The following is a 13,646-nucleotide window of genomic DNA, read 5'->3' on the forward strand; positions in this document are numbered from 1 at the left end:
ACTCCGATGCAATTAAGCTTCTTCCTCAGGCCCGAACATTTCGGATGGTGAGTTACGAATCTTCGTTAAGTATGTCACGTTTGGCTGCACATTGATAGAATCAAGCGAGTGGAAAGCTCGCTCACCATCTTCGCGGCGCAACAACTGGCTAATGCGGCTGGTAGTATCACGCATATCACCGAACACAATAGCATCAGTGGGGCATGACTGTGCGCAGGCAGATACGATTTCCCCATCTTGGGGGCGGCGCTTTTGCTTTTTGGCTTCCAGCTTCCCTAACTGAATGCGCTGGATGCAAAAAGAGCATTTTTCCATCACACCCCGGGCCCGTACTGTTACGTCGGGGTTGAGAACCATACGGCCCAAGTCGGTGAACATGTGGCCGTTAACGGTTTCGAATTTCTCGTTAGAATAGTAAGAAAACCAGTTGAAGCGACGCACTTTGTACGGACAGTTATTTCCGCAGTAGCGAGTACCTATGCAACGATTGTAGGTCATTTGGTTTAGACCTTCCGAGCTGTGCGTGGTGGCCAATACTGGGCATACCGTTTCGCAAGGCGCGTGGTTGCATTGCTGACACATCATCGGCTGGAAAATCACCTGCGGGTTATCCGAAGGGTCTTCCATTGCGCTGTACGTCGACAGTTTGCCTTTTGTATCGAACTCGCTTTCGTGGTGGTCTGACGAGTAGTAACGGTCGATGCGCATCCAGTGCATCTCACGGCGGTTGATAACCTGCTGCTTGCCTACGACAGCAATGTTATTCTCCGTTTGGCACCCCAATACGCACGAGCCACACCCAATGCACGAATTGAGGTCGATGGCCATACCCCAGTGGTGGTTATTATACTGGTAATCTTGCCACAACGACACCTTGTTAGGCTTTTCAAGACCATCAGGGGTAACAACTTTTTCGTACTCAGTTACCTCTTTGGGGTTCTCCTTGTACTTAGCTAACGTGTTCTCCTGTACCACCGAACGGCGGTCCATGATGGTATGGTGGGTTTGAGTCTGAGCGATAGGCGATTTAGCCGCCGTCTTCTCCAACGTCACAGCCGTGGCATACAGGATGCCATTGGGCGTAGCTACCAAAAAGGGCGCTGCATTAGCACCTACCCCATCACCAGCCTTGCCGCTTAAGACGCGACCGTAACCTAGCGCAATACTAACGGTATCTACTGCTTGGCCAGGTTGAACCAGCACTGGCAGTTCGATAGAGGCTACGTTAGGAGCAGTAATCTTAATAACGTCGCCTTGCTCCCATTTGTTAGCTACTGCCATAGCGCGCGGCACAGCTAGGTAGTTGCCCCAAGTAGCTTTAGAGACCGGATCAGGCAGTTCTTGGAGGAAAGGGTTATTTGCACCTGAACCACTGGTAGGCAAGCCAACTTTTTCGTAGAGCGCAACCTCTACCAAGTTAGCAGCAGGCTTAGGGGCCCCAGTAATACGAGCTACTGCTTCGCTAGCGCTTAATGCTGCCGTAGCCATTGCTGGAGCAGCGGGCAAACCTGTGCCGGTAGCTACGCCATCGTGAACAGCCTTATCCCAGGCAGCGGTAAAATTGGTATTGCCTAGAACTCCGCGCCAGTTATTACGCAAGAAGCTATAATATGTCTCATTGTTGCCGGCCCAACGCAATAAGCTTTCCTGCGCTTGGCGGGTAGCAAAAATCGGGGTAATAGCTGGCTGCGATAGGCTAAGAAAGCCACGCTTCGGTTCAAAGTCATTCCACGACTCCAACCAGTGGTGGTCAGGAGTAGCATAGTCGCAGATGCTACCAGTCTCATCCAGGCGGTCGTTGAACGAAATGCTCAACGGCACTTTGGCAATACCCGATTTTACCTGGGCGGCTAGAGGATGGTTGTAAACTGGGTTAGCATTATAGAAGATCACTGCACCCACTGTACCAGCGTTCATTTCTTTCACCAGTGCAGCCATGCGGACGTCATCCCCTTGGCGCACATTGCTAGGGGCGGCAAGGTCTACTGTTGTGCCCACGTTGCCTAAGCTCTGGTTCAACGCGGTTACCAATGCTTGAACAGCCGGGTCATTCGACCCTGAAACGACGAGGCTAGCACCCCGATTTGCCTTTAGCTCAGCAGCGGCTTTGGCGATTTGCGGAGCCACACGTGGGTTGCTAAAGGCGGGCGCGCTACCGCCACCTACTACCGCATTATACAATGCAACGGCTACCAAACCCCACTCTGACGGCTTAACCGACTCGCGCACATCGGCATTGGAGCCAGTGAGCGACATAGCCGTTTCGAACTGGAAGTGGCGCGACATGAAACGTTTGTCGTTGCTCACCTTACGGTTTTTGACGTACTGCTTGGCAAATTCAACCGGCGAAATCCAAGTACCAAGGAAGTCAGCACCAATGCTTACGATCACGTTAGCACGGCTGAAATCATAACCTGGCAACACACCGTTGTTTGCCTGAAGCAAGCCGCTAGCCGACTGCGCATCGTACATAACGTGCTCAGTGGTACGGTAGCGGGCAGCAAAGGCAGCAATGGCTTTCTTAGTGCTCGGGCTGATAATAGTAGGCGAAACAATGACGATTTTACCCGTCGTTGCAGCCAGCTTAGATTGAATTTGGCGATCTACTTCGGCAGTTTCAGTGCGTTGGCCCTTAACAGCGAAATGCTGCAAACGGCCTCCATCATATAAATCAAGCACAGCGGCTTGGGCCCGGGCAGAAAGTCCACCCCGAGAAATGGGCGATTCCGGGTTGCCTTCTAGCTTAATCGGACGACCGTCGCGGTTCTTTACCAGTACAGCGTTGTAATCGGAGCCCGTAAAATACGTCGAAGCGTAGAAGTTGGAGATGGTAGGATCTACTTCCTCAGGCTTATTTAGGTAAGGAATAGCTTTATGCACCGGGGTTTCGCACGCGGCTAGCGCAACTGCACCTATCCCAAAACCCATCAGCTTCAGAAAGTCACGGCGGGGAGCCGACGTGGCATCCTTGCTCTCGTGGCTCTCCTTTACCGGCAGGAACTCGGCAAATGCCGTGCTCATGAATTCCGGAGTGCTTTCTAGTTCCTCAATTCCTTTCCAGTACTTCATTTTTGGGGACTTAGGGACTCCAGTCTTAGGGGCCGTAAGCCAGCTAAGCCAAGAGGTACTTAATTTTTTAAAGCGGGATTTTCTATTGAGCAGTTAACGGCTCTGCAATTCTATCAACAAGCACTAGAAATTGCAGAGCCTTTTTTAACTGATTAGTAGTGGCACTTCGAGCACTCGGTACCGCCGTTTGACGATACGGTGAAGGGGGCCCCTGCATTTTTGGTATCGTGCAGCTTTACTAAGTTGTCGTAGTAAGCATTACCCTTGGTGTTAAGCGGTGATTCGCGGTGGCAGTTGATGCACCAGCCCATGGTCAGGGCCGAATACTGATACACTACTTCCATGTTTTGAATAGGGCCGTGGCAGGTCTGGCACTGGAGGCCAGCTACCTGGGTATGCTGCGAGTGGTTGAAGTAAGCCAAGTCGGGCAGGTTGTGAATGCGAACCCACTGTACTGGCTGCTTGCGCTCGATGGCGCGGTAAATCTTCTTGATTTCCGGCGACTCTGTTTTGATCTGCGAGTGGCAGTTCATACAGATGTTAGCCGAAGGAATGTTGGCCGACTTGCCCTTGTACACCGACGTATGACAGTAGACACAGTTAATCTGGTTAGTACCGGCGTGCAACTTGTGCGAGAAAGCAATGGGCTGCGTTGGTTGGTAACCCTGGGTCAGGCCCACAGCCATTACGCTTTGTACGCCTTCGTAAAGCAGCACTAAGGCAAATACGACACCAACAATGCCACGCAACACCGGCGAACGATAAAACTTGCCCCAGTCAAAACGCTGCTCCAAAATCTCGTTATCGCGACCATCGAGGTCTTTACGGCCGCGCAACACATCCTTCATCAGGTTGCCGATGATGATCAGCGTTACCACCATCACGATTAGTACTACCACTAGAGCGATGAGCAGAATGTCAACGTACTTACCTGCTCCGGCACCGTCAGCACTTGCGTCAGATGCTTTCCCGTCAGTCGAACCGGCATTTTGTACAGTTACCCCACCTGCTACTGCAGCGGCAGGCTGACCCTCCTGTGAAGTGATGTAGGCAACAATCGAAATAATTTCTTTGTCCGACAGCCCAAAACTGGGCATTTGCTGCTTCTGGAACTTATTGTTGATGGCTATGGCGTACTCATCGCCGCTGGCAATTAATTTGGAAGAATTTTTAATCCACGGAATGATCCAAGTAATTGGGCGGCGTTTGCTGATGCCCCCAAGCGCAGGGCCAACCACCTGCTCATTTATGGCGTGGCATTGGGTACAGTTAGCTTTGAATAAGGCATCACCCGCCTGAATGGCGGCGGCGTCAGCCCCACCCGCAGCGGGGGCGACAGCTGTGGCAGGCGTGGCACCGGCGGTAGCGCCGGGCGTGACGCCTGCTTTGCTCACGGTGGCAGTGCTAGCACTTGCATCCTGAGCCGTGGCCTGTTGGGCCCCGGCTAGCGTAAGCAGTATCGCTAGCAACAGGTGAGGTAACGAACGTAGTCGGTTACTATTCATACAAAAACAAGCAGAAATAACGAAATGCCAGGGCATTTCAGGGCCACAAAGGTAAGATGTGATTTGCGGGCAGCAAAAGCTAGCAGAGGTTTTGTGAGTTTAGAAACGGTTGTGGGAGACTATTTGGAATGTGACTAAATAAGCATAATCATCTTATTCAGATACCAATTATTCAACTGCACAAACCCGCTAACTCAGCAGTTAGGGGCCCTTGGAATGGACGCCAGCTTGGTAGCTGCCTGCTTCTCTTGGACAAATTTATGCGTCAACTTGTTCAAGTTTTTGGCTAAAAGATGACCTTAGTGGGGAAAGGCCGGCAACAGCTTGATTTTCTGTCGCAAAATCAGTACCTTTGCGCCCCAATCAAATTTTTTTCACCAAATTCACCCCGTCGTAATGGAAGTAAGAAATTACGAGACGGTCTTCATCGTAACCCCCGTTTTGAACGAGGGCCAGGTGCAAGAGACGGTCGAGAAGTTCACCCAGGTGCTTAAGGAAAATAGCGCCGACATTTTGTCCACCGAAGCCTGGGGCCTGCGTAAGCTAGCCTACCCCATCCAGAAGAAAACTACCGGTTACTACTTCTGCTTGGAGTTCACGGGTTCGGGCAACATCGTTGACGTGCTGGAGCTGGCTTACCGCCGCGACGAGCGCATCATCCGTTTCTTGACCACGGTGCTTGATAAGCACGCCGTGGACTACAACCGCCGCCGCCGCAACGGCGAGATGAACCAGCAAAAGGCTGCGAAAGAAACCGAAGCCGTAGCCCAATAACTTTAGAAAAGATATGGCAACGCCCTCGAACAACCGCAACAACGACCGCTCGGCTATGAATAAGCCAGTGGACACGCGTAAGAAATACTGCCGCTTCAAGAAGAATGGCATTAAGTACGTGGATTACAAAGACCCGAACTTCCTGCTGAAGTTCGTGAACGAGCAGGGCCGCGTGCTGCCCCGCCGCCTCACGGGCACCAGCCTCAAGTTCCAGCGAAAAGTGACCCAGGCTGTGGCCAAGGCCCGCCACCTGGCCCTGATGCCTTACATCGCCGACGCCCTGAAATAAATTATGAGTTACAAACTATGGGTTATTAATCACTGCTCCATTGATTGATAAGTCGTATTTCAAAACTCAAAACTCATAATTAAAACAAGACATGGAAATTATCCTCAGAGACGACGTCAAGGGCCTCGGCTACAAGAACGACATCGTAACCGTGAAGCCGGGCTACGGCCGTAACTTCTTGTTGCCGCAGGGCTTGGCCATGCTGGCCGACAAAACGAACAAGAAGATTACGGCTGAGAATGTGCGCCAGGCGGCTCACAAAGCCGATAAAGTGAAGGGCGATGCCCAGGCCGTGGCCGACCAGATCGGCGGCATGGTGCTGGACATCCTAGCCAAGGTGGGCGAAAGCGGCAAAATCTTTGGCCGCGTCACCACGTTGCAGCTGGCCGAAGCTTTGAAAGCTAAGGGCATCGAAGTGGACCGCAAGCGTCTATCGTTCGACCAAGAGCCTTCGGCGGCTGGCGACTACACTGCTACTTTGAGCCTGCACAAGGAAGTGAAGCACACCGTAAACTTCCGCGTGGTAGCAGAGTAACCTACCTGGGGTTTGCCTGTTTAAAAAGGCCCTGCCGTGACGGCGGGGCCTTTTGCTTTTTAATGCTGCCGGGCGGCTATTTTTGCCACAATGTTTAGAACTGAACTGATACTTGCGCCAATGGCGCAACAGCTGCCGCCGTCGGCGCGGGTGCTTACGCTAGGCTCTTGCTTTGCAGATAGCATTGGTGCACGCCTGGCCGCACACAAAGTAAACGTGGTAGTAAACCCCTTCGGCACGGTGTTCCAGCCCTTGGCGATGGGCCGGCTGCTGCGGGCGGCGCTGGGCGAAGACGTGGATTGGCAGCAGCACTTGGTGGAAGCCCGGGGCCGCTGGCAGAGCTACGACCTGCACGGCAGCCAGGGGGCCCCCACACCGGTAGAGCTGCTGCACGACATTCAGCAGACGGTGCGCCGCACGGGCGAATTTCTGCGCGGGGCCGATGCGGTACTACTCACGCTGGGCACGGCCTGGGCCTACCGCCTGCGCGAAACCGGTGAATTGGTAAGCAACTGCCACAAAATGCCCGCCGAACTGTTCGAAAAGGAACTGCTGACCCCGGACGAAATCATTAACGCGCTGGCCGAAACGCACGCTTACCTGCGGCGCATTAACCCCAAGCTGCGCGTTATCCTGACGGTGAGCCCGGTGCGCCACCTGCGCGATACCCTGCCACTGAATGCGGTGAGCAAATCGGTGCTGCGCGTGGCCTGCCACTACCTCAGCGAACTGTTGCCGGAAGTGAGCTATTTCCCGGCCTACGAGCTACTGGCGGATGACTTGCGTGACTACCGGTTTTATGCCGCTGACATGCTGCACCCGTCGGAAGTAGCGGAGGACTACATATGGGAGAAGTTTGCCCGCACGTACTTTGATGCCGATTTTGGTCGTTTCCGCAAAGAGTGGGCGGGGCTGAGCCAGGCCCTGGGCCACCGGCCTCTGAACGCCGCGGCCCCCGAACACCGGCAGTTTCTGGTTGCCACCCGCGAGCGGCTGGAGCGCCTGAGCCGCCAGCGCGTGAACGTGGCCGCCGAACTGCGCGAAGTAGACGAGCGGCTCGCTACGCTGCCCGTGCCCGCCGATGTGGTAACACCCGGGCCGGAGCTTGACGCAGAAGAGCGGGTGGATGTTGGCAACGCCAAAACGGTGGAAGCGCTTTCCTTGACAGAGGCGGCAGCCAGCGCGGATGGGGCCCTGGCAACAAATAATGAGCGGCACGCACGCTTGTCACCGGAAGAGTTCCGGGCGCAACGCGCGGCGCGCAACAACCGGCCGGGGCGCGGCCGGCGCGAGGACCGCAACGCGGATCCGAACGCTGAGCAGCCCGCTGCCGATGCTGCCGCAACGGCCGATGCCGTGGCAACTGCTGACTTAGCTGCACCCTTTGAGGCGTTCGACGATAGTGCTGTTGAGACTCCGCCCGCCGTTGAGGGAGCCGAACTGGACCCAGCGAAAAAGAAGAAGCGCCGTTCGCGGGGCGGTGCCAAGCGCACGGCCCGCAAAAACGCCGCTAAGCTTGCTGCTGATGGCGATGACGAAGGACTTGCCCCTACCGAGCCGGACGCAACGGCCGAGGGGGGCCCAGCCTTGCCGCGCAATCCGCAACCGGAAGCCCGCAAATCGAGCGTCATCACCAAATCGGTACCCGTGAAACGGGGCGGCCGTGGGCGTGACCGTTCGCAAGACGACGCAGCCCCGGTGGAGACAATGGCCAATGGGTACACGCCGGCTTCGACGCAGGAAGCAGCAGTGCAGCAACCGGATAAGGCACCACAGCCAAGCATCAATGAGCCGGTAGCCCAGGCAGCGACAGCGGCTGATGAGTCAATGACTTCTCAGGCCGACCGCACGGGCAACCGGCGCAACCAGGGGCCCAAAACCCGGCCTTTGTTTGCCACCCTGGCGCAAGAGGCCCCGGGCGCTTCAGATACCTCGGAAGCAACTCCTGTAGACGCTGTCAGCCAGCCAGCCCCGGCCGCAGCAGCGAAGAAGCCGAGTCGTCGCCGGCCGTCGCTCATGACCGAAACGCCGCCCATGACGCCCATCGTACCGATTCGAACGGCACCGCAAGTTGGCGTAGCCGCGGGCCGAATGCGCGGCTCCGATGCTACGCTGATAGCCAGCGTACCGGCGAAGAAAGCCTTAGCGCCGAAAGCTGCCGTTTCAAAAGCTGCTGCGCCAAAGGCAACTGCGCCAAAAGCTGCTGACGTGCCGAAGGCTGCCGCACCGAACAAGGCTACACCAAAAGCCACCATGCCCAAAGCTTCGGTGAAGGAAGTTGCCGTACCCAAAGTTGCGGCTGTAACGGCCCCAGCGGCTGCGGCCAACACCCTTACAGCTAAGGCACCCAAAGCCACTGCGCCCAAGGGTAGTACGCCGAAAGCCGTTGTGTCGAAGGCTAAGATACCGAAAACCGCTGCGCCGAAGGCCACAGCCCCAAAGGCTGATAAACCGAAAGTGAAGGCCCCCAAAGCCACGCCGAAAGCCAAGGCCCCTACTCTGGCCCCAGCCCCGCCGGAGGCACCGGCACCCGCTGCGAAGCGCCCAGCCAAGCCTCGGGCGAAGAAGGACGCTGGCTCTCCCGAATAGGCGGCTAGTTCAGATTCCCCGGTTTAGCCGGTATTTATTCAAACCCGGCCTTGTTTGCCGGGTTTGTTGTTTAACCGCCGCGTTAGTTTTACCCGCCCATGCCCGAACACGCCCCTAACCGCCTCGCCCACGAAACCAGTCCCTACCTGCTCCAACACGCCTACAACCCGGTGGACTGGTACCCGTGGGGCCCCGAGGCGCTGGCCCGCGCCCAAGCCGAGCAGAAGCCCATCCTAGTGAGCATTGGCTACGCGGCCTGCCACTGGTGCCACGTGATGGAGCGCGAATCGTTTGAGCACGAGGCGGTGGCGGCCGTGATGAACACGCATTTTGTGTGCATTAAGGTGGACCGTGAGGAGCGGCCCGACGTGGACCAAGTGTACATGGACGCCCTCCACGCAATGGGCGTGCAGGGCGGCTGGCCGCTGAACGTGTTTCTGACGGCCGACGCCAAGCCGTTCTACGGCGGCACGTACTTCCCCCGGACCAGCTGGACGCAGCTATTGGTCAACATCGGCGAAGCCTACGCCGGCGAGCACCGCGATGAATTGGAGCAGTCGGCAGCCCGGTTCATGGCCGCCATCGGGACCAGCGAGCTGGCGAAATACGGCACCACGGTGGGCGGCGGCGTGTCGGCCGACGAATTTAAGCTGCTGCTGTACAACCTCGGGCTAAAGTTTGACCGCGAGCGGGGCGGCACCAACCGGGCCCCCAAGTTTCCGATGCCCAGCATCTGGCGGTTTTTGCTGCGTGCCCACGCCGCCACGGGCAGCGCGGAAGCGCTCAAGCAAGCCGTGCTTACGCTGCGCGAGATGGCCTGGGGCGGTATTTACGACCAAGCCCACGGCGGCTTCGCCCGCTACTCGGTGGACGGCGAGTGGCTAGCCCCGCACTTCGAGAAAATGCTCTACGACAACGGCCAGTTGGTGAGCCTCTACAGCGAAGCCTTCCAGCTGACGGGCGAGCCGCTGTTTCGCAGCGTGGTGTACGATACCGTGGAGTTTGTACGCCTGGAGCTAACGAGCGAAGACGGCGGCTTTTTCTCGTCACTCGACGCTGACAGCGAGGGCGAGGAAGGCAAGTTCTACGTCTTCACCAAAGACGAGCTGCGCAAGATTTTGGGCCCTGAGGAGCCGTTATTTTCCGACTACTACCACTGCACGGAGGAGGGCAACTGGGAGCACGGGCGCAACATTTTGCACCGCCGCGAGTCCGACGCCGACTTTGCCGCCCACCACCACCTCACGCCCGGGGCCCTAGCCACAGCGGTGGCCGGCTGGAAGGAAAAAATAATGGCCGTGCGCGCCGGGCGGGTACGCCCCGGCCTCGACGACAAAATCCTGACCGGCTGGAACGCCCTTATGCTGCAGGGCCTCACCGACGCCTACCGGGCGTTTGGCGAGCCCGAATTTTTGGCGATGGCGGAGCGCAACGCGGCTTTTATTGAAAAAAACCTGCGCCGGGGGCCCCAGCTGTGGCGCACGTTCAAGGCCGGCACGGCGCACATCGATGGCTTTCTGGAAGACTACGCGCTGGTTATTCAGGCCTACATCGGCCTGTACGAGGTAACATTTGCCGAGCAGTGGCTGCGCACGGCCGAAACCCTAGCGGAATACGCAATGGGGAATTTTTTCGACTCCGCCGAAACGCAATTTTTTTATACCGACAGCAACGCTGAGCCGCTCATTGCCCGCAAAAAAGAACTGTTCGACAACGTTATTCCCGCCTCCAACTCGGTGATGGCGCACAACCTGCGCCGCCTGGGCCGCCACCTCGACCGCGCCGATTACGTGGACCTGGCCGCCGCCATGCTGGCCCAGGTGCGCGAATTGGTGGCCAAGGAGCCACAGCACCTCGCCAACTGGGCCTCACTCTACGCCGCGCTGTTGTACCCAGGGCCCGAAATTGCCATCGTGGGCAACCAAGCCGGCGCCTTCCGCGCCGAGCTGAACCAGCAGTTTCTATTCGATACCGTGCTGGCCGGGGGCCCCAAGATGGGCAAGCTACCGCTGCTCCAGCACCGCCCGGCGCGGCCCAACCACACCGACGTATACGTGTGCCGCAACTACGCCTGCCAAGCGCCTGTGCAAACCGTTGCCGATGCCCGAGTGACGCTGGCCGTAGTTTAGCGCGCTACGCGCAACTACTGGCCGACGAGTGGCGCGAGTTTGTAACTCGCAAAATTGAACGACCGACCTGTGCCACCCGCTGGGCCGCTACGCGGCCGCGCGTCGCAAACTCACCCCGTTTGCCGGCTTGCAGTTACGCGCTTTACGCTAAACTACGGCCAGCGCCGGCGCGTTATCTTTACTATTCGCCTACTCTGCCGCCGTTTTGACTTTAGCGCTTGATTTTATTTCGCCGACCCCGGCCAGCGCGCCCGACCGGGTGACGCTGTTCGTGGACGTGATTTTGCCCCTGCCGCTGCCCCGGCTCTACACCTACCGCGTACCGTTTGAGCTGAACGACAACGTGGTGATTGGGGGCCGCGTCATCGTACAGTTTGGAGCCAAGAAGACGCTGAGCTGCATTGTGGCCGCCGTGCACGAAACGCCGCCGGCCAACTACCAGGCCAAGTACATCCTCGAATTTATTGATGACGCGCCCGTCGTCACGCAGCCACAACTGAAGCTATTTCGCTGGATGGCTGACTATTACCTCTGCACGCTGGGCGAGGTCATCAACGCCGCGCTACCGGCCGCGCTCAAACTCAGCTCTGAGTCGCGCATCCAGCTGCACCCAGGCTTTGCGCGCGAAGACAACGAGTACCCGCTCACGCCGCAGGAAGGAATAATCGTCGACGCGCTGGGCACAGTGAGCGACGGCAAGGCCCTGACCTTCACCGAAGTGGGCGACCTGCTGGGCATCGCCTCGTTCCACAAGGTCATCAAGTCCTTGATGCACAAGGACGTGATTTTCCTTTTTGAGCATACCGCTGATAAGTACGCGCCCAAGGTGCTGAAAAAGGTGCGCCTGGCCCACCGCTACGTGAGCGCGGGGGCCCTGGAGGAACTATTCAACGTGCTGGGCAGCAAGCCCAAGCAGCTCGATGCGCTGCTGCACTACTTGCAGCGCGTGCCGGTGGTGCAAAACGAACACGCCAACCACGCGGGCCTCGAAAAAGCGGCCCTTACCAGCAGCCCGCGGCTATCGGCCTCGGCCGTGAACACGCTGATTAAGAACGGCGTACTGGAGCAGTTCGACCAAATTGTGTCGCGCTTTCCGATGGACGACGGCACGGCCACTCAGCCCAATTTCGACCTCACCGCGGCCCAGCTCGCGGCGCGCGACGAGATTATGACGCACTTTGGAGCCCGCGACATTGCCCTGCTGCACGGCGTGACGGGCTCGGGCAAGACCGAGATTTACATCGACCTGATTCAGCAGGCGCTGGCGGGCGGCGGGCAGGTGCTGTACCTGCTACCCGAAATTGCCCTCACGGCCCAGATTGTGACCCGGCTGCTGCGCGTGTTTGGGGCCCGACTGGGCGTGTACCACTCCAAATTTTCGGATAACGAGCGGGTGGAGGTGTGGAACGGCGTGCTCGGCGGACGCTTCCAGGTGGTGGTGGGCGTGCGCTCGGCGGTGTTTTTGCCGTTCGACAACCTTGCGCTCATCATCGTCGACGAAGAGCACGAGTCGAGCTACAAGCAGTACGACCCCGCCCCGCGCTACAACGCCCGCGAGGTGGCCTTGATGATGGGCAGCTTCCAGGGGGCCAAGGTACTGCTGGGCTCGGCCACGCCGGCCGTCGAAACCTATTACCAGGCGCGCCAGGGCCGCTACGGGCTCGTCACGCTCAGCAAGCGCTTTGGCGAGGCCGGCATGCCCGACGTGGAGCTGGTGGACACCCGCAAGGCCCGCGAGCAGAAGACGATGCACAACCACTTCTCGGCCGAGCTACTGGGCGAAATCGAACGAAAACTAGGGGCCCAGGAGCAGGTCATTTTGTTCCAGAACCGGCGCGGCTACTCGCCCGTGGTGGCCTGCGACGACTGTGGCTGGATTCCGAAGTGCGCGAACTGCGCCGTGAGCCTGAGCTACCACAAGCACAGCCACGAGCTGCGCTGCCACTACTGCGGCTACCACGAAAGCATGGTGGTCAAGTGCCCCGCCTGCGGCTCGCGGGCCGTGAAAACGGTGGGCTTCGGCACCGAAAAGATTGAGGACGACCTCAAAATAATGCTACCCCAGGCCAACGTGCAGCGCATGGACCTGGACACAACGCGGGCCAAAAACTCGTACCAGCAAATCATTTCCGACTTCGAAAAGCAGAACACCAACGTACTGGTGGGTACCCAAATGGTGACCAAGGGCCTCGATTTCGCCAACGTGAGCCTGGTGGGCATCATCAACGCCGACAGCATCATCCACTACCCCGATTTCAGGGCCCACGAGCGGGCCTACCAGATGTTTGTGCAGGTGAGCGGCCGGGCCGGGCGCAAGGGCAAAAAAGGTAAGGTGCTGATTCAGACCGCCGACCCCACGCAGGTCATCTTCGACAAGGTGATGCGCAACGACTACGAGGAGTTTTACAACTACGAAATTACGCAGCGCCACGAGCACGGCTACCCGCCCTTCACCCGCATCATCAAGATGACGGTGAAGCACGTGGAGCAGGGCGTGGGCGAAAAGGCGGCCATTCTGCTCGCGCAAGAGCTGGTGGAGCGCCTGGGCGCGGGCGCCGTGCTGGGCCCCGAGGCGCCCTATATTTTCCGCATCCGCAATTTTTTCTTGCAGGAAATCACCATCAAGCTGGAGCGCGCCCACACTGTGCTGCGCCACGCCAAGGAGCAAATCGGCGCGGCCATGGACGTGGTACGCGACCAGAAAGAGTTCAAGCAAGCCCGCCTAGTGGCCGACGTAGATCCCATGTAACCAATTC

8 protein-coding genes are annotated in these 13,646 nt (G+C 58.0%); 6 read left to right on the forward strand and 2 right to left on the reverse strand.

What is annotated here, in order from left to right:
* Window positions 1-12 precede the first annotated feature (12 nt).
* Entirely contained in the window at window positions 13-3,069 is a 3,057-nt protein-coding gene (locus DDQ68_RS10710; RefSeq protein ID WP_109656291.1) for a TAT-variant-translocated molybdopterin oxidoreductase, read from the reverse strand.
* A gap of 152 nt (window positions 3,070-3,221) precedes the next feature.
* Entirely contained in the window at window positions 3,222-4,463 is a 1,242-nt protein-coding gene (locus DDQ68_RS10715) for a cytochrome c3 family protein (RefSeq protein WP_245897406.1), read from the reverse strand.
* 507 nt (window positions 4,464-4,970) lie between these two features.
* Between DDQ68_RS10715 and rpsF the strand changes: the two genes are divergently transcribed.
* From rpsF to priA, 6 genes are all read left to right on the forward strand, one after another.
* Window positions 4,971-5,348, forward strand: a complete 378-nt coding sequence (gene rpsF / locus DDQ68_RS10720) for a 30S ribosomal protein S6 (RefSeq protein ID WP_109656293.1) — start codon at window positions 4,971-4,973, stop codon at window positions 5,346-5,348.
* 55 nt (window positions 5,349-5,403) lie between these two features.
* Window positions 5,404-5,637, forward strand: a complete 234-nt coding sequence (gene rpsR / locus DDQ68_RS10725; RefSeq protein WP_068239553.1) for a 30S ribosomal protein S18 — start codon at window positions 5,404-5,406, stop codon at window positions 5,635-5,637.
* A gap of 91 nt (window positions 5,638-5,728) precedes the next feature.
* Window positions 5,729-6,172, forward strand: coding sequence for a 50S ribosomal protein L9 (gene rplI, locus DDQ68_RS10730; protein ID WP_109656294.1), 444 nt, complete (start codon window positions 5,729-5,731; stop codon window positions 6,170-6,172).
* A 120-nt stretch (window positions 6,173-6,292) separates the two neighbouring features.
* Window positions 6,293-8,761 (forward strand): GSCFA domain-containing protein, encoded by a 2,469-nt coding sequence (locus DDQ68_RS23860; RefSeq protein WP_245897407.1) that lies wholly within the window; start codon window positions 6,293-6,295, stop codon window positions 8,759-8,761.
* Window positions 8,762-8,859: 98 nt separating this feature from the next.
* Entirely contained in the window at window positions 8,860-10,890 is a 2,031-nt protein-coding gene (locus tag DDQ68_RS10740) for a thioredoxin domain-containing protein (RefSeq protein WP_109656296.1), read from the forward strand.
* A 205-nt stretch (window positions 10,891-11,095) separates the two neighbouring features.
* Entirely contained in the window at window positions 11,096-13,639 is a 2,544-nt protein-coding gene (gene priA, locus DDQ68_RS10745; RefSeq protein WP_109656297.1) for a replication restart helicase PriA, read from the forward strand.
* Window positions 13,640-13,646 lie beyond the last annotated feature (7 nt).

Source organism: Hymenobacter nivis, from assembly GCF_003149515.1.
GTDB lineage: Bacteria > Bacteroidota > Bacteroidia > Cytophagales > Hymenobacteraceae > Hymenobacter > Hymenobacter nivis.